The sequence below is a fragment of the Cohnella sp. genome, from assembly GCF_041641335.1.
GTDB lineage: Bacteria > Bacillota > Bacilli > Paenibacillales > Paenibacillaceae > Cohnella.
In genome coordinates this window covers 1-22,172 of the sequence record NZ_JBEPYQ010000094.1, presented here as the reverse complement: position 1 = coordinate 22,172, position 22,172 = coordinate 1, and the positions used below count along the sequence as shown (strand labels likewise).

At 54.3% G+C, this 22,172-nt stretch carries 23 protein-coding genes and 1 pseudogene; 10 read left to right on the top strand and 14 right to left on the bottom strand.

The genetic code is table 11. The features are described from left to right. Positions 1-92: 92 nt before the first annotated feature. A complete protein-coding gene (locus tag ACESLM_RS24625) occupies positions 93-863 on the bottom strand; it encodes a class I SAM-dependent methyltransferase (RefSeq protein WP_372635632.1) in 771 nt (256 codons plus the stop codon). A 238-nt stretch (positions 864-1,101) separates the two neighbouring features. Here ACESLM_RS24625 and ACESLM_RS24620 point away from each other — a divergent pair, with 238 nt between their 5' ends. The 5 genes and pseudogenes from ACESLM_RS24620 to ACESLM_RS24600 all read left to right on the top strand — a co-directional run bounded on the left by ACESLM_RS24620 (position 1,102) and on the right by ACESLM_RS24600 (position 4,609). Then, entirely contained in the window at positions 1,102-2,016 is a 915-nt protein-coding gene (locus ACESLM_RS24620) for a helix-turn-helix transcriptional regulator (protein WP_372635629.1), read from the top strand. Continuing rightward, the gene (locus ACESLM_RS24615; RefSeq protein ID WP_372635626.1) at positions 2,013-2,843 is read left to right on the top strand and encodes an NAD(P)H-binding protein; all 831 of its coding nucleotides are present in this window, start codon (positions 2,013-2,015) and stop codon (positions 2,841-2,843) included. Before ACESLM_RS24620 ends, ACESLM_RS24615 begins: the two co-directional genes overlap by 4 nt. Positions 2,844-2,862: 19 nt before the next feature. After that, positions 2,863-3,284, top strand: a pseudogene (locus ACESLM_RS24610) (ABC transporter ATP-binding protein); the annotation flags it as partial. Further along, positions 3,270-3,803, top strand: coding sequence for an AAA family ATPase (locus ACESLM_RS24605; protein WP_372635644.1), 534 nt, complete (start codon positions 3,270-3,272; stop codon positions 3,801-3,803). The pseudogene ACESLM_RS24610 and the gene ACESLM_RS24605, both read left to right, overlap by 15 nt. Beyond that, positions 3,800-4,609 carry an ABC transporter permease gene (locus ACESLM_RS24600; protein ID WP_372635623.1) on the top strand — a complete coding sequence of 270 codons (810 nt, stop codon included), beginning with the start codon at positions 3,800-3,802 and terminating at the stop codon, positions 4,607-4,609. The genes ACESLM_RS24605 and ACESLM_RS24600 overlap by 4 nt, the downstream gene beginning before the upstream one ends. Positions 4,610-4,742: 133 nt before the next feature. Here ACESLM_RS24600 and ACESLM_RS24595 read toward each other — a convergent pair whose 3' ends face one another. Genes ACESLM_RS24595 through ACESLM_RS24580 form a run of 4 tightly spaced genes read right to left on the bottom strand, consistent with a single transcriptional unit; the run spans position 4,743 to position 6,478 of the window. After that, a complete protein-coding gene (locus ACESLM_RS24595) occupies positions 4,743-5,138 on the bottom strand; it encodes a LytTR family transcriptional regulator DNA-binding domain-containing protein (RefSeq protein WP_372635621.1) in 396 nt (131 codons plus the stop codon). Positions 5,139-5,169: 31 nt separating this feature from the next. After that, a complete protein-coding gene (locus ACESLM_RS24590; protein ID WP_372635618.1) occupies positions 5,170-5,298 on the bottom strand; it encodes a cyclic lactone autoinducer peptide in 129 nt (42 codons plus the stop codon). Beyond that, entirely contained in the window at positions 5,295-5,825 is a 531-nt protein-coding gene (locus ACESLM_RS24585; RefSeq protein WP_372635616.1) for an accessory gene regulator ArgB-like protein, read from the bottom strand. Before ACESLM_RS24585 ends, ACESLM_RS24590 begins: the two co-directional genes overlap by 4 nt. Then, a complete protein-coding gene (locus ACESLM_RS24580; RefSeq protein WP_372635613.1) occupies positions 5,822-6,478 on the bottom strand; it encodes a hypothetical protein in 657 nt (218 codons plus the stop codon). The genes ACESLM_RS24585 and ACESLM_RS24580 overlap by 4 nt, the downstream gene beginning before the upstream one ends. A gap of 210 nt (positions 6,479-6,688) precedes the next feature. Between ACESLM_RS24580 and ACESLM_RS24575 the strand changes: the two genes are divergently transcribed. Both ACESLM_RS24575 and ACESLM_RS24570 read left to right on the top strand, forming a co-directional pair. Continuing rightward, complete coding sequence (locus ACESLM_RS24575; protein WP_372635610.1) at positions 6,689-8,032, top strand: sensor histidine kinase; 1,344 nt, start codon at positions 6,689-6,691, stop codon at positions 8,030-8,032. 125 nt (positions 8,033-8,157) lie between these two features. Beyond that, on the top strand, positions 8,158-9,693 hold the full coding sequence (locus tag ACESLM_RS24570; protein WP_372635608.1) for a glycosyl hydrolase family 18 protein: 1,536 nt from the start codon (positions 8,158-8,160) through the stop codon (positions 9,691-9,693). 379 nt (positions 9,694-10,072) lie between these two features. Here the strand turns inward: ACESLM_RS24570 and ACESLM_RS24565 are convergent, their stop codons facing one another. After that, positions 10,073-11,968, bottom strand: coding sequence for a PrkA family serine protein kinase (locus tag ACESLM_RS24565; RefSeq protein WP_372635605.1), 1,896 nt, complete (start codon positions 11,966-11,968; stop codon positions 10,073-10,075). Between the two features lie 173 nt (positions 11,969-12,141). Between ACESLM_RS24565 and ACESLM_RS24560 the strand changes: the two genes are divergently transcribed. After that, complete coding sequence (locus ACESLM_RS24560; protein ID WP_372635602.1) at positions 12,142-13,002, top strand: DUF2161 domain-containing phosphodiesterase; 861 nt, start codon at positions 12,142-12,144, stop codon at positions 13,000-13,002. Further along, the gene (locus ACESLM_RS24555) at positions 12,999-13,313 is read left to right on the top strand and encodes a Rieske (2Fe-2S) protein (protein ID WP_372635600.1); all 315 of its coding nucleotides are present in this window, start codon (positions 12,999-13,001) and stop codon (positions 13,311-13,313) included. Before ACESLM_RS24560 ends, ACESLM_RS24555 begins: the two co-directional genes overlap by 4 nt. Here the strand turns inward: ACESLM_RS24555 and ACESLM_RS24550 are convergent. Beyond that, positions 13,310-14,446, bottom strand: coding sequence for an aminotransferase class I/II-fold pyridoxal phosphate-dependent enzyme (locus tag ACESLM_RS24550; RefSeq protein ID WP_372635598.1), 1,137 nt, complete (start codon positions 14,444-14,446; stop codon positions 13,310-13,312). The genes ACESLM_RS24555 and ACESLM_RS24550 overlap by 4 nt on opposite strands. A gap of 155 nt (positions 14,447-14,601) precedes the next feature. Between ACESLM_RS24550 and ACESLM_RS24545 the strand changes: the two genes are divergently transcribed. Continuing rightward, positions 14,602-14,751 carry a hypothetical protein gene (locus tag ACESLM_RS24545; RefSeq protein WP_158223916.1) on the top strand — a complete coding sequence of 50 codons (150 nt, stop codon included), beginning with the start codon at positions 14,602-14,604 and terminating at the stop codon, positions 14,749-14,751. Between the two features lie 111 nt (positions 14,752-14,862). On the opposite strand, the gene ACESLM_RS24540 is transcribed toward ACESLM_RS24545, so the two are convergent. From ACESLM_RS24540 to ACESLM_RS24510, 7 genes are all read right to left on the bottom strand, one after another. Then, positions 14,863-15,105 (bottom strand): AbrB/MazE/SpoVT family DNA-binding domain-containing protein, encoded by a 243-nt coding sequence (locus ACESLM_RS24540; protein WP_372635595.1) that lies wholly within the window; start codon positions 15,103-15,105, stop codon positions 14,863-14,865. 180 nt (positions 15,106-15,285) lie between these two features. After that, on the bottom strand, positions 15,286-15,747 hold the full coding sequence (gene trmL / locus ACESLM_RS24535) for a tRNA (uridine(34)/cytosine(34)/5-carboxymethylaminomethyluridine(34)-2'-O)-methyltransferase TrmL (protein ID WP_372635593.1): 462 nt from the start codon (positions 15,745-15,747) through the stop codon (positions 15,286-15,288). 88 nt (positions 15,748-15,835) lie between these two features. Continuing rightward, on the bottom strand, positions 15,836-16,924 hold the full coding sequence (gene serC, locus ACESLM_RS24530) for a 3-phosphoserine/phosphohydroxythreonine transaminase (protein ID WP_372635590.1): 1,089 nt from the start codon (positions 16,922-16,924) through the stop codon (positions 15,836-15,838). Between the two features lie 213 nt (positions 16,925-17,137). After that, positions 17,138-18,562 (bottom strand): type I glutamate--ammonia ligase, encoded by a 1,425-nt coding sequence (glnA, locus tag ACESLM_RS24525; RefSeq protein ID WP_372635587.1) that lies wholly within the window; start codon positions 18,560-18,562, stop codon positions 17,138-17,140. Positions 18,563-19,031: 469 nt separating this feature from the next. Further along, a complete protein-coding gene (gene aroF, locus ACESLM_RS24520; RefSeq protein ID WP_372635584.1) occupies positions 19,032-20,093 on the bottom strand; it encodes a 3-deoxy-7-phosphoheptulonate synthase in 1,062 nt (353 codons plus the stop codon). Between the two features lie 195 nt (positions 20,094-20,288). After that, complete coding sequence (locus tag ACESLM_RS24515; RefSeq protein ID WP_372635581.1) at positions 20,289-20,774, bottom strand: DUF2062 domain-containing protein; 486 nt, start codon at positions 20,772-20,774, stop codon at positions 20,289-20,291. A gap of 41 nt (positions 20,775-20,815) precedes the next feature. Further along, positions 20,816-21,775: a 4-hydroxy-3-methylbut-2-enyl diphosphate reductase gene (locus ACESLM_RS24510; protein WP_094049717.1), complete on the bottom strand. Its 960-nt coding sequence runs from the start codon at positions 21,773-21,775 to the stop codon at positions 20,816-20,818. Between the last annotated feature and the right edge of the window lie 397 nt (positions 21,776-22,172).

The following is a 22,172-nucleotide window of genomic DNA, read 5'->3' as shown; positions in this document are numbered from 1 at the left end:
CTAGTCAATAGCCGGAATGACGATTCGCACCGTCGCGCTGACGCCCGGCCTGCTGGCGATCGTAACGTCGAATTCCAGTCCGTACAATTCAGCTATCTTTTATATGCAATGACTCGCAATCTCCGATAATCCGCCGTCCAGCTGCGACCGTCATAGAGTGCGTCCGTTAATTTATCCGTCGCCTTCCCCATCCAACGCTCGGCCTCTGCGGGCGTGGCGTCGGGGAACATCGCCGTTCCGAACATTTCGATCCAATCTCTCATGCCAGCTTCGCCTTTCTCCAGCAGAGTCGGCCGATCCAGCAGAATCGCCGTCCGCACCTCCATTCCATGCTCCTCCAACAAGGAAGCGTACTCTCCGATCGACGGAAAATACCAAGGCATCACGAACCGATCCTCCGCCCCTTCCTCTTGCAATGTCTGCCTAGTCGCTGACACGATCGCCTGCACGTTCCCTGCGCCTCCGAATTCCGCGACGAACCTCCCTCCGGCCCGAAGTCCCGACAGGAAGCTGCGAATCGCCGCCTCGGAGTCCTTCATCCAATGCAGCGCCGCGTTGCTGAAGACGGCGTCGTATTCGAAATCCGCTCGCCAGTCCATCCCGTCCACGCACCGGAAACGAATATCCGGATATTTCTTGCGCGCTCTTTCGACCATTTCCGGGGAAATATCAAGGCCGTATACGTTCGCCCCCTTCTTCGCGATTGCCGCAGCCAGGTCTCCTGTCCCGCACCCGTAATCGACGATCGTCTCCCCTTCCTCCGGCTTCAGCCAGTCGATCAAATCTTCGCCGTACCGGGACACGAAGCTCATCGTCTCATCGTATCCGTCCGCTTGCCAATGGATCTTCTGCGTACTCCCCATAAACGCACAACTCCTCATCAAGGTAGATAATCAAGTTATATCACTCCAAAGGTTATTGTTGAAATATATAAATATTATAATATTAATAGTTATTAACTATATTATAGTTGTATCTTACGCCCCTCCTCGAAAAAAAAGTTCCGACGCCTCTTTAATCCTGACAACCATGTTGTCAGGATTATTGGCTTAGTATAGAAGCCAGATGAACCGCACTTCATCGACCGAGAGGAGGATGCCCATGAGACTGGATCGTTTGCTTGGAATGACGTTGGAACTGATGGCCAAAAGACGGGTGACCGCTACGGAACTGTCCGCCAAGTTCGAAGTATCGGTACGAACCGTCTACCGCGACGTCGAACTGATCAATCAGGCCGGCATCCCTGTCGCATCGTTTACCGGCGCGGACGGAGGTTTCGAGCTGATGAACGGAATTTTCCTGACGCGACAACACTTCTCGGTCGACGACTTGTCGGTGATCTATACGCTTCTGAAGGCGATAGAAGGCTCGATGGGAAACGCTGTGGCATCGACGATGCGGAAGTTGACAAGCCTGAATCCTTCTCTGACGAATGAAGAAGGAAACGAAGCCGTCATCCTCAACATGAGTACGCCGGAACGCGACAGGAACGTCGTTCAAGAGCTTTTTCGAGCGATACGGCAATCGCTTGTGATCAGCCTGGCTTACACCAACGCTTTCGGCACGTCGACCAAGCGCAGCGTGGAGCCGCTGAATCTGCTCTGGGAAAAAGGCGTCTGGTACTTGGAAGCGTTCTGTCGGTCGCGTCTGTCGAAACGGTATTTTCGCGTATCGCGAATCGACCGGCTCGACGTCTCGGAGGAGAGATTCGCCATGCGGCTTCTTCCGGACGAACCGGAACGGGAGGATGCGCGAGGGATTCGCGCCTTGCTTCGCTTCGACCTGTCGGTGTGCACTCGTGTGCTGGAGCAATTCCCTGGCGAATGCTCGTATCAGGGAGATTGCATCGAGGTGCGCACGACCTTCTACATGAAGGAGTATGCGCTGTCGGTCATCGCCGGCTACGGGACGAACGTCGAGGTCATATCGCCGGTTGAACTGCAGGATGACGTCATCGCCCATATCGAAGCCATTCGCCAACATTACGCGAGAAAACGAGGAGGAGATGTAAAATGACGATTTTGGTAACAGGAGCAACGGGGACGGTTGGACAACATGTGACGGAACTGCTGGTGCGGAGGGGGACTTCCGTACGGGCGCTAACGCGAAATTCGACACGCGCGAGAACCAAGCTGCCGGAAGGCGTGCGCATTGTCGAGGGGGATCTGATGCAGCCGGAAACGCTGGCGGATGCCTTTCATGGCGTGGAAGCGATGTTCCTGATCACCTCCAGCGACGAGCCGTACGCCGACCTCAATACGGATCCGCAAGTCGTCGCGCTGGCGGAAGCGGCAGGAGTGAAGCGCGTCGTTGTACTCGTCGGCTACGGAGAAGGGCCGGTGGAAGAGGCGCTGAAGGCCAGCAGCATGCAGTGGACGCTGGTCCAACCGGTGGAATTCATGGCCAACGTATTGGCGGATTGGCGGGATACGATTCGGACGGAAGGCGCGGTGCGGGAATTTTACGGGAATGCGCTCAGCGCGCGGGTGCATGAAGGCGACATTGCCGCAGTCGCCGTAGAGGCGCTTTTGGGAGACAATCATCACGGCAGGAGCTATCCGCTGACCGGACCCGAAGCGTTGACCCGTCGGGAAGCGGTAAGCGCGATCGCCGCAGCGATCGGCAAGGACATCCGGTTCATCGAGCTGAGCGAGGAAGAAGCGCGGCAGCAATGGCGGGAGCAGGGCTACGAAGAGGAGAGTATCGAATTTTTCGTGCAGATGGCGATAAATACTCCGGAGGTCGGCTACACGGTGCTGCCGACGGTTGAACAGGTGCTCGGGCGGCCGGCCCGTACCTTTGCCGAGTGGGCGACCGAGCATAAGCGGGAGTTTCTATCGTAACGGAAAGGGGGAGTGAGAGATGGCCTACTATGCCATTGAAGCGAATGGCTTGCGCAAATCGTTCCGCACGCATGAGGCGGTGCGCGGAGTAGATCTGGCAATTCGGCAAGGGGAGCTGTTCGCGCTCCTCGGGCCGAACGGAGCCGGGAAAACGACGACGATTCACATGCTGACGACGCTGCTGCATCCGGATGGAGGAACGGCGAGCGTATGCGGATACGACGTCGTGAAGAACGCCGCCGCATCAGCGTCACGGGACAGTATGCGGCGGTGGACGAGTCGCTTACCGGCTGGCAAAACCTGACTCTGTTCGCCGGACTTCACGGCTATACCCGCAAGGAGGCCCGCGCGGTCGCCGCGGAGCTGCTCGAATCGTTCAGGCTGGCGGATGCCGGTTCGCGGACGGTCGGATCGTATTCCGGAGGCATGCGCAGACGGCTAGACCTCGCCGCCGGCATTCTCTCGCGTCCCGAGGTCATGTTCCTAGACGAGCCAACGACCGGGTTGGATCCGCAGAGTCGACGCGAATTGTGGGAAGCGGTACGCCGCCTGGTGAAGAACGGGACAACCGTGCTGCTCACGACGCAGTACTTGGAAGAAGCCGACCAATTGGCCGATCGCATCGGCTTTATCGCCCAAGGCAGAATCATCGCCGTCGGCACGCCGGAGCAACTGAAGTCGTCGATAGGGGGTAAAACGCTGACGATTCGTCTCACGAAGGGAACCAATACGGCCAACGTCTGTCGTCTGCTCGCAAGCGAGCACGGGCTGGATGCCCGTTGGGACGATGAAGGGTTGGTTGTGAAAGCGGCCGTGCGGGAAGCCGCGCTGGCCAACGCCGCCATCGGAACGCTTGTTGATCACTCGACGGCGATCGAAGACTTCTCCTTGAGCGAGCCGATCCTCGACGATGTGTACTTCGCGCTGACCGCATTTCGCGGAAAGGAAGCGGCATCATGAATGTAGCGCAGGCATCCGAAACGCGAAACCCGCGGCGAAGTCCGGGCGCCCTGGCCGCGACGGCGCTGTTCATGAGGAGAACGCTGCATCATATGGGCAACAACGGCTTCGGTCTAGCTATCGAGGCGGTCTTCTCGCCGATCGTCATGCTGCTCATCTTCACCTTCTTGTTCAGCGGGGCGATCTCCGGCTCCGTCAGCGGGTATATCCAGTATTTGCTGCCAGGCATCCTCGTACTGACAGTTGTGCCGATGACGGTGTACAGCGGAACGACACTATGCAACGATATCGCCAAAGGCGTCTATCACCGCTTTCGCACGATGCCGTTCTGGCAGCCCGCCGCCCTCTTCGGCTCGGTCATCGCCGACGGGCTTCGTTACTTGGCGGCGCTGCTCACCGTTCTCGCTGCGGGGCTCGCGCTTGGATTCCGACCGGACGGCGGCATCGCAGGCGCGGTACTCGCGTCGATATACGTTTTGATCTTTGCCTTTTGCGTCAGTTGGGTGTTTGCGCTCATCGGCATCGTGGCTAAGCAGCCGGAGACCGTATCGGGCACGAGCATGATGATCGTATACCCCCTCCTGTTCGCCAGCAACGTGCTCGTCGACACCTCGACGATGCCTCGATGGCTACAGTCGGCGATCGATGCGAATCCGATCAGTATCGCCGTTGCGCTGACGCGCGGACTGCTTCACAGCACAGCGAGCTCCGTCGATCTTGCGGCGGGCATCGGCGTCGGCTTCCTGCTGGTCATCGTCTTCGCTCCGCTGACGATATACGTCTACTTAAAACGGCAATCACGGTAGGATCCTCTGACGGCCGCTGACCAAATCGGAGAAGGGCGACATTAGCCCTTTTCCACCCACAAACCAAATACCCCAAAATAAAAAACCAAACCTCGGCGGTTTGGCTTCTGTTTCCTTATGGCTGATGTGCAGTTCACTTCTTCCAGAACAACGACGGCCTTAGGATAGATTTAGTCTGATAACTAGCTTCCTCTTCTTTAGCCAGATGTTGCACCTTACTAACATTCGCTTCCGACACGGTAGCAAATTTGCTGTCACTAGTCCACGGCTGCTCAAAGTAAACCTTTCGAGCCTTTGGATCAAAAGCCTTCACGTGGTTCATGTTTACGACATTTGTGCGGTCCAGACGTTCGAAGCCCAGATCCTTAAACAGGACGAGTAGTTCTTCAAGCGTGGTGGGGTAGAAATACATGCTGTCCTTCGTATAAAACTCGGGACCATCCGACGTAGGCTTGATCGCAATTAAATCCTCAACGTTAACGACACACGGGTTTCCATCACGATCCAGCAGGCGGATTTGGTTAGACATGAAATCATCCCCTTTCGAAACTTTGAAATTCTTAAGCAGACTTTTTCAATTCCGCTGGTACTTCAGGGCGGTAGACTGCCCACCAGCAAGCCGTACTGACAAAGATAACAGCTGTCATTGCTAGCAATTTCGATACAAGCACTACTGTTTTTCTCTTCATGCTTTCTTCACCTCCCTTCGAAAAGTAATAAGCGTCACAGACTGAATAAAAAATGCTAGAGTCACAATCTCATTATGGAGAAAAAAGCTAATAATGACAAGAATCGTCGAAATCACCTTGAAGACAGGAAAAAACTTCTCAGAAACTCGAATATGCTCTTTAATATTAGAGGGGGCAAAAATCAAAACTAACGCTAAGGTCAAAACGTTAATTATCCAGAACCATGTCGTATTTAAAGGTACGAACGGAATTGCAACAAAAACAAAGGAAGAAAACAGCAAACAAGACAGAGGCGTCTTAAAATGATACCCGCCGGATACAAACCGCAAAATCATGAATCCGAAGGCAGCGACCAACGTTTCATACAACTGTCCCAAAAATAATCCTACTACAAGAGCAGTCGCAAACGTAAGTGTGTTATGTATAATTCCGAATAGAGCAAACTTCATCACTTCGACACTAGCGGTTTCTTCAGGATTCGCTTCCTTTATTTTTACGGCAATTTTAGTAGCTATCGCATCAATCAACTTCTCTCATCCCTTCTCAAAGATAGATAGAAAAGTGTTATCAGTGCAACTAACAAAATAGATGCAATCAGTAAATACGGAGGATTCTCGCTTTCAAGAATTACAATATTCGAGAATACCGTAATTAATAAAGCGATCACTATAAAAGCAATGAATCCTTTGTTTTTGCCCGTAAAGGATTTCTTGGAGAAGCGGCTCCTTGCTTCTATAAAACTAAATCCTCCCTTAAAATAGTGGTTCAACCAACTAAGAATCAACATCAATGCACAGGAGGATGCTTGCAATAAGTACGCAGTATTCGTAGCGGCAACTAACTCCCCGTCAATGACACCGATGTGAGAAAAAACAGCGATAATGCACGTTTGGACTAGTCCGTAAACGATATATCCGGTAAAAACCATAATCACTGAATTCACAACATTAACTTTCATAACCATTTGTATATAAATTAAGAAAATAATGATTTGTATAATAGGTGATACCGTATTCAGTTCAGCATTAATAAACGAATAAGAAACAAATGATAGCAACAAAGCGATTAACACAATTTTCGTTAAATTTTCTTTCAGAGAAAAACGAAATTGCACTAAAATAAAAATAAAGGAAGAAAAGTATTCCAGAGAGGAAAAGAAAATAAACTTGAACAAACTCATCTTTGATGTACTCCCTCTATACGAAAAGACCTAGTTAATATTATACTAACATTTTACCATATTCATAAGAAATCGCATCCAATTTATTATGAAATACCTAATATACTTGCATGAATATAAGTCATATTCTTTATATTTCGTAGAAAAAGAAAAGGATATTAGTGGTATAACGAATATGTGCCTACAATTTTCTGACGGAGGACCAAAATTATGCAGGATTTTTTACATTTTCTAAAGTTGGACCTCTTAGTCGCACAACCCCAAACTTTCATTACGTTACTGTTTTGTTTTTCGTTTTTGGATCCGCTACCCAAGAAGATAATTAAGCGTTTAATTTTATTCACTCTGGTTCATTCCATCTACACAGATACTTTGGTTCTCTTGCTTCCGCTCCCTTTCCATATCGTGAATTCTATTTTCTTCGGAACGCTTCTGATGTTCGTTATTTTCAGAGAACTCACTCTGAAAGTAAAGGTTTTCATGTTACTTTTTTGGCTACTTCTAGGTTTAATTAGTGATATTATTTCAAGTGCTATTATCGTGTACTTGATGGGGATATCCTCTCATTACGATATCGTTCGCGAGACCCCCGTATTGATTAAAACATTATATCCACAGCTACTCATCATGGTAATCGCTTCTTGGTTAATTAGAAATAGAAACCTTTTTTCTGCCAAACGATTCTTTGCTTTCATCCTCGAGGACAATCGAAAATCTCTAATGCAGGTAATTATTCTGATTTCTATTCAATTTTGTTTATTAGGAGTTTTACAATTCCTTCAAATTACATATGACAGCAGTAGACTCATTAACGCTATCCTCGTCTACCTCACCATCCTAGTCAGCCTCCTAGCCCTGGTCTCTATCATTCGCCTGCTCGTAAGGACGAGAGAGCAAGCGGCCAAGTCGACGCAAGAGGTGTACATCGACGACATTAACGATATGTTCACTTCAATTCGCGGGCAGAGGCACGACTTTCTGAATCACGTTCAAGTCATCCATACGATGGTGCAGATGGGCCGAACGGAGCAGTTGAAAGCCTACGTCGGAGATCTGGTCAAGGAGACCCGGGACGTGAGCGACATCGTTCATCATTCTTCTCCGGCGCTCGCGGCTTTCATTCAAGCCAAGACGGCCGTCTCAATTGGCAAGGGCATCGATTTTACGTACGAGCTCCCCGACAAGTGGGATGCCGGCGAAACGACGGTTAAAGTGATCGACATTATCAAAATCATGGGCAATCTCGTAGACAACGCATTCGACGAAGCTATGAACCTCCCGCAGCAGGAGCGAAGCGTCTTCGCCTCTATTCGCGCCTTGGAGGACGGATCGATTGAACTTCAAGTATCCAATCGCGGCCGCTCCTTGACGGCGCATGATCGACAGCTTATTTTCAAACCGGGGTATACGACGAAGGGGGAAGGACATAGCGGGCTCGGACTGGCCATCGTCCAAGAGAGGGTCAAGCACTACAAAGGCTCGTTGGACCTGGTGTCCGACGAGAGGGAAGGGCTGACTACTTTCAAGGTGTACCTTCCGGAAATTAGCGCGTAATTCCTCTCTATCCATTATTTTAATATTTACGAGAATCCTCCCATTCCGGAAAATAGGTAGCAACGAGCTTGTTTCTATCAGGCTCACGCCGCCTTGGCATCGACCGACATGGGAGGATTTTTCTATTGAATCGACATCGAGTTCGTCTTCGCGCTGCCCTGCTGACCGTTATTCTTGCCATATGGCTTATTCCGATGCCTCCAGGGAACGCTGGAAGCGAGATCCAGGTTACATACAACGGCGCCAAAATCGCGTTTCAAGCCGCCCCTTTCGCCAAGAACGGCTCTACATATGTTCAAGCGCGGCCGCTGCTGAACGCCGTCGGATTGCAGGTTCAATGGCTGGACAAGACCAAGTTCAAGCTGTTCCGAGCGGGTACAGTCATCGATATGGAGGTCGGAAAAACCTCTGCCGCGCTCAACGGGAGCAAGCTGTCTCTCTCTCACGCGCCGATTCTCTCTAATTCGACGTTGTTTCTGCCGGTGCGTCCCGTTTCTACTCTATTAGGTTTACAAGTAGTCTGGTCTGCTTCCGCGAATACGGTCGCCTTGACCGCTTCGGGAACGAAACCGGCGGCTCCCCCGTACCGAATCGTCGCTTACTATCCGTACTGGGCTTCCTATCAGAAGCTTGGCTTGTCCCGCTTCGCCGAATCCGGAATCACCCATCTCAACTACGCGTTCGCCAATGTTCGGGGGGGCGAAGTCGTAGCGGGCGACGCTGCGGCGGATCGCGTTAACTTCGCCGAGTTAAAGCAGATCAAGAAGGAGAACCCGGCATTAAAAGCTTTGATCAGCGTAGGCGGTTGGAGCTGGTCCGGCCAATTCTCCGACGTCGCCCTGACCGCCGCTTCGAGAACCAAGTTCGCGGAAAGCGCGGTGCGATTCGTTCAAGAGCATGGATTCGACGGCATTGATCTCGATTGGGAATATCCGGTGTCCGGTGGGCTGTCCTCAAATCGGGCAAGATCGGAAGACAAGACGAACTTTACTCTGCTGTTGAAAGAATTGAGAAACAAGCTGGACGAGGCGCGCCAAAAAGACGGCAAACCGTACCTGCTGACGATTGCCGCCGGAGCTTCATCAAGCTATGTCGCCAACACGGAAATGGACAAGGTCGCGGCCATCGTCGATTGGATCAACTTGATGACATACGATTATCACGGAAGCTGGGAGAAGACCGCCAACCATCACGCACCCTTGTATTCGAACCCAAAGCGGTCCGCAACTTCCGGAGCGAGCGTCAACGATACGGTCAACGTTTTCCTGAAAGAAGGCGTTCCCGCGAATAAGCTTGTACTGGGCATTCCTTTCTACGGACGGGGATGGACCGGATGCGCGGCGACCGGCAGCGGACTCTCGCAAGCTTGCAAAGGCTTGTCCGACGGAGTAGTGGCAGCGGGCGTTCACGAGTTCGGGAATTTGGAGAAACAAGGCTGGATCGGCGGCAACGGTTTTGTCCGCTATTGGGACGACGTCGCCAAAGTTCCATGGCTGTACCAGAAGGCGACAGGGACCTTCGTCACTTACGAAGATCCCGAATCGATCTCTTATAAGGCCGGCTTCATCAAAGCCAAAAGGCTAGGAGGCGCCGTCGCTTGGGAGATAAGCCAAGATTTCAACGGCACGCTGCTGAAGAAGCTAACCCAGGCTTTGAAGTAGCGGTCTGCCGGACCGCTAATCAACCGTCAACCGCCCGGACCAGACATTTAACGGTCCGCGGGACCGCTAATCACCCGTCAACCGCCCGGACCAGACATTTAACGGCCCGCGGGACCGTTAATCACCCGCCAACCGCCCAACCCAGACATTTAACGGTCTGCGGGACCGCTAACCATCGACCAACCGCCCGGACCAGACATTTAACGGTCTGCGGGACCGCTAACCATCGACCAACCGCCCGGACCAGACATTTAACGGTCTGCGGGACCGTTAATCAACCGTCAACCGCCCAACCCAGACATTTAACGGCCCGCGGGACCGTTAATCAACCGTCAACCGCCCCCGGCCGGACTTTTAGCGGTCCATAGGACCGCTAATCTCACCGGTTCAGCAGACTGCCGACATAACGCAGCAGTTCGTTCGCGCAGACCGGGCAATAGTGGTGCTCGTCGATGAGCCGCTTCGTCACCTCGTTGATGCGCTTGAGCTGGCTCTCGTCGGGCGTCTTCGTCGAAGTCGTAATTTTCACGATGTCCTTCAGATCGGTGAACAGCTTCTTCTCGATCGCCTCGCGAAGCCGGTCGTGCATGCTGTAGTCGAACTTCTTCCCCTTGCGGGAGTAGGCCGACAAACGGATAAGAATTTCTTCGCGAAACGCTTTCTTCGCGTTCTCCGACACGCCGATCTGCTCCTCGATCGAGCGCATCAGCCTTTCGTCCGGGTCCATCTCTTCGCCGGTCAGCGGATCTTTAATCTTCGACCAATTGCAATAAGCTTCGATGTTGTCTAGATAATTCTCGAACAACGTGCGGGCCGACTCCTCGAACGAATAGACGAACGCCTTCTGGATTTCCTTCTTGGCCAGATTGTCGTACTCCTTGCGCGCGACGGAGATGAAGTTCAAATACTTCTCCCGCTCCTCCCTCGTAATCGAAGGATGCTGGTCGAGCCCCTCCTTAAGAGCGCGCAATACGTCCAGGGCGTTAATGCACGGCAGGTCGTGCTTAATCAGCGCGCTCGAGATCCGGTTGATGACGTAGCGCGGATCGATGCCGGACATGCCTTCCTCGCTGAACTCGTTCTGCATCTCCTTCAAGTCGGCTTCCTTGTAGCCTTCCACCTCTTCGCCGTCGTACATCCGCATCTTTTTGATCAGATCCATCCCCTGCTTCTTCGATTCCTTGAGACGGGTCAGAATCGAGAAGATCGCGGCGGCGCGCAGCGCATGCGGCGCGATATGGATGTGACTCATGTCGGACTGGCCGATCAGCTTCGTGTAAATCTTCTCTTCCTCGGACACCTTCAGATTGTACGGAATCGGCATGACGATCATCCGCGACTGCAGCGCTTCGTTCTTCTTGTTAGCGATGAACGCCTTGTACTCCGATTCGTTCGTGTGGGCGATGATCATCTCGTCAGCGCTGATGAGCGCGAACCTGCCCGCTTTGAAGTTGCCCTCCTGCGTCAGCGAGAGCAGATTCCACAGAAACTTCTCGTCGCACTTGAGCATTTCCTGGAACTCCATCAAGCCCCGATTCGCTTTGTTCAGCTCCCCGTCGAAACGGTAAGCGCGCGGATCGGATTCCGAACCGTATTCCGTAATCGTCGAGAAGTCGATGCTTCCGGTCAAATCCGCGATGTCCTGTGACTTCGGATCGGAAGGGCTGAACGTCCCGATGCCGACGCGGTTTTTCTCCGAGATCAGGACGCGCTCGATCGGCACCCTCTCGATGTCGTTGCCGAACTCCGTCTTCAGCCTCATCTGGCAGGACGGACACAGGTCGCCTTCAATCCGGACGCCCAGCTCCTTCGCGATCTCCGGGCGAAGCTCGTCGGGAATCAGGTGCAGAGGGTCTTCCTGCATCGGACAGCCCTTAATCGCGTAGACGGCTCCCCTCGACGTTCTTGAATACTGTTCGAGCCCTTTCTTAAGCAGCGTTACGATCGTCGATTTTCCCCCGCTGACGGGTCCCATGAGCAGCAAAATCCTTTTGCGCACGTCAAGTCTTCTGGCGGCGGAGTGGAAATACTCTTCCACCAGCTTTTCCATCGTCTGATCCAATCCAAAAATCTCGGAGTTGAAAAACTTGTATTTTTTGCTTCCGCCCGACTCTTCCACCCCATGGGACACGATCATATCGTAAACCCGGGCGTGAGCGGTCATCGCCGGAGAATTGTCGCGGCGAAGAATGTCGATGTAATCCCGAAAAGTCCCCGACCAGCTTAGCTTCTCACTCTCGGCCCGATACTCTGAGATCCGACTGAAGATGTCCATGCCGCTTCCTCCTCGCAGCTTTCTCTACTCTGAACTTGACGTAATCTATTCTTATGCGGGGAGAAGGACGAATTTGACCTGACATTCGCTGTCATGGCTAAAACCCTATGTCCCGTGTGCTATAATGGCGATAAATCGAGAACACGAAGCTCTGATCAGGAGGAGATTACGCGTTGGCCGTCAAATTGGAAACCGAACTGTACCCGCCGGTCAAAAGCTTCTTCGCCTCCCGAGGGTACGAAGTCAAAGCGGAAATTCGCGGCTGCGATCTGGTCGCCTGCCGCCCGGAAGAAGAAGGCGATCCCGTCCCCACGATCGTCGAAATGAAAAAAACGTTCACGCTGCCGCTGCTTCTGCAAGGAATAGACCGTCAGAAGACCGGAGCGTCCGTCTGGCTCGCCGTGGAGAGGAACCGTGTGAAAAAAGGAGCGCACAACCAGAGGTTCAACGAGATCACTCATCTATGCAGAAGGCTGAACCTCGGATTTATGACCGTCACCTTCTATCGCACGAAATCGCCCGTCGTCGACGTCTGGTGCGAACCTGCGGAAATCCGCCGCGCCTCTCCCGCCCCCGTCTCCCTGACTCCCTCCGCGACGGCGGCGGAGACGGGAGAGCTCTATACCCTCCAACCGAGAGGGAGAAGCAAGGCCAAAGCCAACAGGCTGCTCAAGGAGTTCAACGCGCGGAGCGGAGACTACAACGTCGGAGGCAGCTCGAAGCGAAAGCTCGTTACCGCATACAGGGAGAAAGCGATCCAGTGCGCGCTTGCGCTCGCCTGCCACGGTCCCTCCGCTCCCCGTCAAGTCCGGGATTGGACGAACTGCCCGAATGCCGGCACGTTTCTGCGCGACAATCACTACGGTTGGTTCAGAAAAATTACCAAAGGCGTATACGAAGTGACGGACGCGGGGACGGCGGCTTTGGAGGAATACGGGGAGGTGACGCGCGTGTGGGCCCGGCAGTTTCCGTGGGCAAGCGCGTATGCGGCGGACCCGTCGGAAGAACGTTCGGAAGGAGCGGCATCCCCATGAATGAAGAGCGCTATCCGATCGACCTCGGTCCTTCATCCCTGTATGCCTCCTTGCCGGCGGAGATAACGGTGGAAGGCTCGCCCTATTGGCTTGTCCGAGACCCCGAAGGGGAATATCGTCTGCTGATGGCCGTCTGTCCCCATGCGGGGGGAGACGTACGTCCGCATGAGGACATCTTCTATTGCCCGCTGCACTTCTGGACGTTCCATGGGAAAACCGGGGGTTGCCTGAGCGACCCCGGCCATCGATTAGCTTATCGTAAGGTCGCCGTGAACAACGAGCGCCTCTACGCGTCCGCCGAGCTGCATTAATTGCGGGACCAGCGTCCCGTAAATTCTTCGATGCTCTCGGCCAGCCTTGCCACTCCCTGACGGATCTGCCGCTCGTCGGCGAAGGCGTGGGTAATTCTGACGGTGTTCGGCTTCGGATCTTTCGTAAAGAACGGAGCGCCCGGTTGGAAAATGACGCCTTTCAGCCATGCCCCCCGCAGCAAGGCCTCTCCGTCCAGTCCCGGAGGCAGCACGAGCCAGAGATGCAGCCCTCCCCTCGGTTCCGCCCAAGCCAACTCGTCGATGCCCTGACGGGACAGCTGGTCCGTCATCATCCTCTTGCGTTCCCGGCATTGAATTCTCAGCATATCGAGCAGCGGCTCCATCGGCTGCTCCTCGATCAACCCGGACAACGCACGCTGTTCGATCGGGCCTAACGCGTGTTTCCTGGCGTTCTCTCCTCCGGAGAACGAAGGGCGGTTGACCGGCGCCGCGGTTCCGGCGATCCAGCCGACGCGCGAGCCCGCGATCAGCCCCGGAGGCAGCTGGCCGATAGAGAGCACCCCCGGTTCCAGCTGTCGCTGGGCGGAAGCCGCCTCTTCGGCCTCGTAGAGCAGCATCTCCTGCCTGTCGTCGACGACCAGCAGCACGCCGGCTTCCCGGCACCGATGGAGGACGGCAGCCTTATGCTCCACGCTCCACTTCGCCCCTTCCGGCTCCGTGCAGGACGGAGCGACGTACACCATCCTGGGCCGATAGCGGAATAGAGCGGTCGTCAGCGCTTCCGGGTCCATCCCTTTCCGGTCTCCGTCGACCGCTTCCACTCTCATGCCGGCTTTGCGGAACGCTTGCAGCGCCGTGCGCGACGTAAGGCGTTCGGTTAGAACGGTATCGCCGGGCTGCAGCGCCTCCCCGATAATCCAGCTTAGCGCTCCGTCCGCCCCTTTCGTGAACTTGATGCGGCTGCCGCTGCCCCCGGTCTTCCCGTGCAGCAAGCCTTTGGCAAATTGCTCCTTCAATTTCTCTTCCCTGACGCTGCCGGATTCCCGCCGCCCCGGGCCGAACTCTTCCGCCGCCAACTTCGCTGCGGCGGCTTCCACTCGCTCTTCCCAATCCGACGAGGAAACGAGTCCTTCTTTCGGCCACCCGCCCATCCAGTTGATGATCGAACTCACGGCGACTCCCTCCCCCTTGCGATGTTGGCCACGGTTTCATTTATATGCCCGGCAAGCGAAGATCATCAACCATTCCGGTTTGTTCACAACATTTTGCGTTTTCTTTTTGACAAGGGTTGGTTATAATAAGGGGTAGTTAATCGGAGGTGTAGGATATGTTCCTTTCGGCAGCTGGCGAAGCGGCGCAAGAAGTGATCTTGTTCGGGATGTCCCACAAGTTTTGGATTGTCGTTCTTGTCATGGCGTTGTTCATCGGCGCAATTTTGACCTCTTCGTATAACGATGATAAAACCAAAGGTCTCTAAAATAGCCGCCAACAAAACCGGAACCCAAGGGTTCCGGTTTTGTTTATCCGCCTAACGACAAAAACGACAAAAACCGTCCCTGATCGGGACGGTTTTGTCGTGCCGGTATCTTTACAGCCCGTGCATCTCTTTCACGCAAGCAGCGCACACGTAACGCTCCTTGAATTCTCCGACGGATTCCATCGAAGAGCAGAACACGCAACGGGGCCGATAACGTTCCAAAATGATATGATCGCCTTGAACCAATATTTCTACGGGATCCCCTTCATTCATCTGGTACCGTTTGCGCAACGATTTCGGAAGAACAATCCTTCCCAATTGATCGACTTTACGAACTACGCCTGCAGGTTTCAATGCAGTTCCTCCATTCATACGCTAGTCTAGCTGGTTATCTCGAAACCTTTTAGCCTAATTGACCACTTTATACGGTTCTATACGCGTCGCTTATTCCCTTCCCTTTAACCAATTTGCTTAGGATTATGCAATTTTCGACATTTCATATCGAATCGATGAGAATAATGTCGAAACAAGAGATCAGGACAACGGGAAATCGTTTTGCCGCAGCGCCTCAAACACGACGATCGCCGCCGAGTTGGCCAGATTCAGCGATCGCACCTTGTCCGTCATCGGGATGCGCATGCACGTATCGAGATGAGCGTCCAGCATTTCCTGCGGAAGCCCCTTCGTCTCCCCGCCGAATACGAAGAAATCCCCGTCGCGGAACGCGAAATCCGTATAACGCTTGGTCACGCGGGTACTTGCGAAGAAAAACCTCGCTCCCGCATGGGCCTCTTTCACTTCTTCGAACGAATCGTAATAAGTGATGTGCACGGAATGCCAATAATCGAGTCCGGCTCTCTTCAGCACTTTGTCGTCGGTGGAGAAGCCGAGCGGGCGCACCAGGTGAAGATGCGTACCGGTAGCGGCGCAAGTTCTGGCGATGTTGCCGGTATTGGCCGGAATTTCCGGGTTCACGAGCACGATGTGAAAAGGCATGATCGTTGTGCCTCCTTGTTGCGAAAAAAATCGAAATAGCGGCTTGACGCCGCTATTCCCGTCGTTCGTTATCCGTTGTGCCTGGCAATTAACCGTTGCGGCTCTGGAAATCGCGCATGAAGCTGACCAGCGCTTGCACGTTTTCCGGAGATACGGCATTGTAGATCGACGCTCTCAAGCCGCCGACGCTGCGATGGCCTTTCAAGCCGACGAAGCCTTGCGCTTCGGATTCCTTAGCGAACTGCTTCTCCAGCTCTTCCGTCGCCAGACGGAAGGTCACGTTCATGATCGAACGGCTGCCGGCTTCCGCGAAGCCGCGGTAGAAGCCTCCGCTCGAGTCGATCGTATCGTACAGAAGGTTCGCCTTCTCGCGATTGCGGGCTTCCATGCCGGCCGCTCCGCCGTTCGCTTTCACCCATTTCAGCACTTCGCACGCCATGTAGATCGCGAACGTAGGAGGCGTATTGTAGAGCGAATCGGCCTTCGCGTGCGTCGCGTAACGCAGCATCGTCGGCACGGCGCCTTCAGGCTTGGCGATCAGATCCTCGCGGATAATGACGATCGTCACGCCGGATGGGCCGAGATTCTTCTGCGCGCCGGCATAGATCAAGCCGAATTTCGACACGTCGATCGGACGGCACAGAATGTCGCTCGACATATCTCCGATCAGCGGCACGCTGCCCGTATCCGGATAATCCGTCCATTGCGTGCCTTCGATCGTTTCGTTGGAAGTCAGATGCACGTAAGCCGCGTTGCCCGGCACCTTCAGTTCCTCCGCCGTCGGGATACGCTTGTACGAATCGGCCTCCGACGAGGCCGCGATCACGACTTCCCCGAACAGCTTCGCTTCCTCGATCGCCTTCGTCGCCCAGCTTCCCGTAGCCACGTAAGCCGCCGTCGTACCCGCGCGAAGCAGGTTCAGCGGGATCATGGCGAACTGCGTGCTGGCTCCGCCTTGAACGAACAATACTTTGTAGCCTTCCGGGATTGCCATCAGCTCGCGCAGCAGCTTCTCCGTCTCGTAATGAACCTTCTCGTAGATCGCTCCCCGGTGGGACATCTCCATCAAGGACATGCCGCTGTCCCCGTATTCGACAAATTGCTTCTGAGCGTTCTCCAGTACTTCAAGCGGCAATGCCGCCGGGCCGGCGTTAAAATTGTATGCGCGGTTGGCCATCTCGTCCCCACCTTGTCTGAAATCATAATAGGCTAATCATATCAGAGCTTTACTCCGCTCGGCAACCTTTATCCGTCGATATTCACCGAATGTTCGACTAAATTCCGAACGAAAGCGATATCAACACCCATGAATCTTCGGCTTTCGACACATCAAAACGCAGCCTCCACCCGAAGGATGAAGGCTGCGATGCTTGCCGTAACGATTATAGAATTAGCAATCGAAGTAAAGGCTATACTCGTGCGGGTGAATGCGGATGGATACCGCTTTGGCTTCCGCGCGTTTAACGCCGACGTAGTTCTCGATGAACTCCTTCGTGAATACGCCGCCTTCCGTCAAGAAATCATAGTCCGCTTCCAGAGCGTCAAGCGCTTCGTCCAGAGTTCCCGGAACGCTGCGGATTTCTTTCTTCTGCTCGTCGGACAGCTCGTAGATGTTCGTGTCGAAAGGACCGTAGCCAAGAGCCGAAGGATCGATCTTGCGCTTGATGCCGTCCAGTCCGGCCATCAGCATCGCCGCGAACGCCAGGTACGGGTTAGCCGTGGAGTCCGGAGTACGGAACTCGATGCGGCAGCCTTTCGGCGTAACCGCAGCTACCGGAATACGAACCGCTGCGGAACGGTTGCCTTTGGAGTAAACCAGGTTAACCGGCGCTTCGTAACCAGGCACGAGACGTTTGAACGAGTTCGTGGACGGGTTCGTGATCGCGATCAGAGCCGGAGCGTGGTGCAGAATGCCGCCGATGTAGTACAGAGCCAGTTGGCTCAGGTTGGCGTATGCGCCTTTCTCGTAGAACAAAGGCTCGCCCTCGTTAAAGATGGAAGAGTGAACGTGCATTCCGCTTCCGTTGTCCCCGAACAGAGGCTTCGGCATGAACGTTGCGACTTTGCCGTATTGGCGCGCTACGTTGTGGACGATATATTTATACTTCATGAGGTTGTCAGCGGTTTTCGTCAGCGTGTCGAAACGGAAGTTGATTTCCGCTTGACCGGCCGTAGCCACTTCATGGTGATGACGCTCTACGCGCAGTCCGCTCTCTTGCAGCTGACGAACCATCTCGCTGCGGATGTCCTGTTGGGAATCGACCGGAGCAACCGGCACGTATCCGCCTTTGACTCCGACTTTGAAGCCCAGGTTGCCGCCTTCTTCTTTGCGGTTCGTATTCCAAGCCGCTTCTTCGGAATCTACGAAGTAAGAGGAAGAGTTCATCGTGGATTCGTAACGAACGTCGTCGAAAATGAAAAATTCGGATTCAGGCGCGAAGAACGCTGCCGTTCCCACACCGGATTTCTGCAAGTATTCTTCGGCTTTGTGCGCGATGGAACGCGGATCGCGGTCGTAACGCACGCCGTCTGGAGTATAAATGTTACAAATGACGATCAACGTCGGATGAGCCGTGAAAGGATCGACGTAGACGGATTCCGTGTCCGGCATCATAACCATGTCGGATTCTTCGATTCCGCGGAAGCCGTTGATGGAGGAACCGTCGAAAGCGACTCCGTTAACGAAAGTTTCCGCCTCTACCTCAGTAGCCGGCAACGTGATGTGGTGGCCACGGCCTGCGAGGTCGACGAAACGGAAGTCTACGAATTCGATACTTTTTTCCTTGATAAGGTCCAATACTTGTTGAGCTGACATTTGAATTTCCTCCCCATTTCCGAACATTAAGTTCTTAAAACCGATCTAATGTTCAAGTTTTCACCGAACTTATGAAGTTATTATAAAACTCTCCTATAGGAGCGTCAATACTTATGTCAGGTATTTTTTGCGCTTGTGTTAGCAATTCTTACAACTTCAATAATTGTTCATAAATATTGGTCTATTATGAGGGTTAGACAAGGCCCATCCATGAATGCGCTTACGCGCTAAAACCCGTAAATACCTCACATAGCCCCTGTTCGCCCCCCCTACTAACCGTTTATTTGCCGGAAACGCGTTTCCCCCGTCAGTTTCTCTCCCGCCGCCGATTGTTCTCGTTTTCCGAACGAACCATATCATTCGCAATAGCTGACAAGCCCTCCGCTCTCATTCTGGATTTCCGTCAAAAAAAAGAGCCGAACGTCCCCGGAAATCCGGGCAACGATCGACTCTCTCTTATAGAAGCGATTTATTTGATCCAGGTTGCGAACGCTTCGGCCGGCTCCTTCGCCGTATCAAACTTCTTGCCGAGGAGCGGAGCGAGCTGCTCCAGTTCCTTCAGCAGATTGGCGAATTGATCCGGGAACAGCGACTGAACGCCGTCTCCCGTCGCCGAATTGTCCGGGTCGGTGTGCATTTCGATAATCAGGCCGTTCGCTCCTGCCGCTACGGAAGCTTTCGTCATCGTCTCGACGAGCTCGCGGCGGCCTGTCGCATGGCTCGGGTCGGCGATAACCGGAAGGTGGGACAGCTGCTGGATGACCGGGATCGCCGCCAAATCGAACGTGTTGCGAGTGTACGTCTCGAACGTGCGGATGCCGCGCTCGCAGAGCATGACGTTCGGGTTGCCGCCGGCCAGAATGTACTCGGCCGCATTCAGCCACTCGTCGTAGGTTGCGCTGAACCCGCGCTTGAGCAGTACGGGATTCTGGATCGTTCCCAGCTTGCGCAGCAAGTCGAAGTTCTGCATGTTGCGCGTTCCGACCTGCATAATGTCGGCGTACTCGGCGCAGACGTCGACGAACTCCGGAGCCATGACTTCGGTAATCGTCACGAGCCCGTACTTGTCTCCCGCTTCCTTCATCCACTTGAGCCCTTCGATGCCGATGCCCTGGAAGCTGTAAGGTCCCGTCCGCGGCTTGAACGCGCCTCCGCGAAGCACCTGGCCGCCCGCAGCCTTGACGAGTCTGGCGATCTCGTCGATCTGCTCCGGCGTCTCCACCGCGCAGGGCCCGCCCATCACGACGAGGTTGTCGCCGCCGATCTTCACGCCCTTAACCTCGATAACGGTGTCGTCCGGATGGAAATCCCGGCTTGCGAGCTTATACGACTTCGAAATTTTAATGACGTTCTCTACGCCCTTCATCGAACGAATATGTTCGGCAAGCGACGGCTCGGCTTTGCCGATAATGCCGATGACGGTCCGGTCGGTTCCACGGGATACGTGCGCTTGCACGCCGGATTGCTCAATGTGACGTACGATTTCGTTAATTCTTTCTTCTGCGATATGAGGGGAAGTAATGACGATCATGACGTTCACTCTCCTGAATATATTAACGCGTATACGCTGTGACGCTTATACGCTTTTAAGCACTAAAGTAAATATAGAGGATAAAAAGCCCCATGTCAACCCTGAAGTGACATAGGGCTTTGATCCTCGGCACGAATTCGTCGCCTTAGCTTGCGGCGAATGCAGCTTGCGCGAACCGTCGGTCGGCGCTTGACCTCACGCTTCCAAGCGGGCGCGAATGAGCTTGCGCTTATCTTTGCGCTTATCTTTGTAGGCGTTCAAGCTGTAGCGGATCAAAAAGAAGCACAGCAGCCCGAGCAGAGCCCCGTCCACCATTCCTCCGACGATCAGCTTCAGATTCGTCAGCAGCAGATGGTTGATCCATTCGGGCACGATCGGAAGATGAATGCTGAGATGCTTCGGCAAGATCCAGCCGCCCACCTTGGAGTTCGGGTACATCATCGGAATGTAGATCACCTTGCCGATGACGAAGCCGATCAGCGCCGCCGGCAAGTTGCCTCTGAGCAACAGGCAGAGCGGGAAGATGAGCACGAACGCGACTCCCAGCGTCGGCAGCGTGAACATCTCCACGGCGATGCCGATCGCAAACCCCATCGCTACGATAGAAGCGCCGCCTTTTGCCCTCAACAGCAGGATATACTTATATTTCAGCCAACGAACAAGCGAGTGTAGGCGACGCATAGGATGCTCCTTCCATGACGCAGACGGCCGCGAAGCCGCACTTACTGACTCGTCTCTGCCGATTTGACCTTGACGTTCGGCAGCAGCTTGTTCGGATTAACGGTCCGTTTGATCGGCCATGTCGACGGGTCCGAGGAGTCGAACTGCTCGATATAGGCGATCACTTCCTTCGTCAGAGCCGTCGGCGTGGAAGCTCCGGACGTGACCGCAACCCGTTCGAGCCCCTGCAGCCATTCCTGCTTGATCTCGGACACGTCCGCCACGCGATAGGCGGGAACGCCCGCGATCTCCTGGGAAACCTGGGCCAGACGGTTGGAGTTGTTGCTGCGCGGATCGCCGACGACGATGCACAGCTGCGCTTCCCCCGCTTGGCCGGCTACGGCTTCCTGACGGACCTGCGTGGCGAGGCAAATCTCGTTGTGGATTTCCGCGGTCGGAAATCTCGCCAGAAGCAGCGACATCAGATGCCGGATATCCCACTGGGACATCGTCGTCTGATTCGTAATGATGATTCTCTCCGTATCCAGCTCCAGCTTCTCGATATCGTCTTCCCTCTCGATCAAGTGCACGTGACCGGGAGCGATACCGATCGCGCCTTCGGGTTCGGGATGGTTTTTTTTGCCGATGTAGATGACCTCGAAGCCTTCTCCGACCTTCTCCCGAATCAGATCGTGGGTCTTCGTCACGTCCGGGCAGGTCGCGTCGACGACCGTCAGGCCCTTCTCCTTCGCCCGCCGGCGGACTTCGGGAGACACTCCGTGAGCCGTGAAGATGACGGTGCCTTGGTCGATCTGCTCCAGAATATCGAGCCGGTTGTGGCCGTCCAGCGTAATGATTCCTTCATCCTTGAAAGCTTCCGTTACATGACTATTATGGACAATCATACCCAATATATAAATCGGCCTGGGCAGATCCAGATTTCTTGCCGTCTGAAGCGCCAGCACCATGGCATCGACCACGCCGTAACAGTAGCCTCTCGGCGATATTTTCACGACTTGCATTGTCTGCGCCCGCTTTCTCGCCCTTCATTGTTCAGCGACCTGTCAACAGGTCCCAAGTCGTGGGCGGTCCGACTCTTCGTATCTATTATAGCCTATTCGGGATACAGGGGAAAGGAGCGGTCCCGGAACGACAAAGACGACCGCCCCACAGGGCTGCTTGGCCAAGGCCACCGGGGGGAGGCCAAGAAATTGTCTCAGCGGAACCGGGGCAGCTGGGCGAAGGCCAAGAAAGTGCCCCGGCGCTCCCCAAGCACCGGGGCCAAGGCCAAAAAAGTGCCCCGGCGCTCCCAAAGCCGCGGGGCCAAGGCCAAAAAAGTGCCTCGGCGCTCCCAAAGCCGCGGGGCCAAGGCCAAAAAAGTGCCTCGGCGCTCCCAAAGCCGCGGGGCCAAGGCCAAAA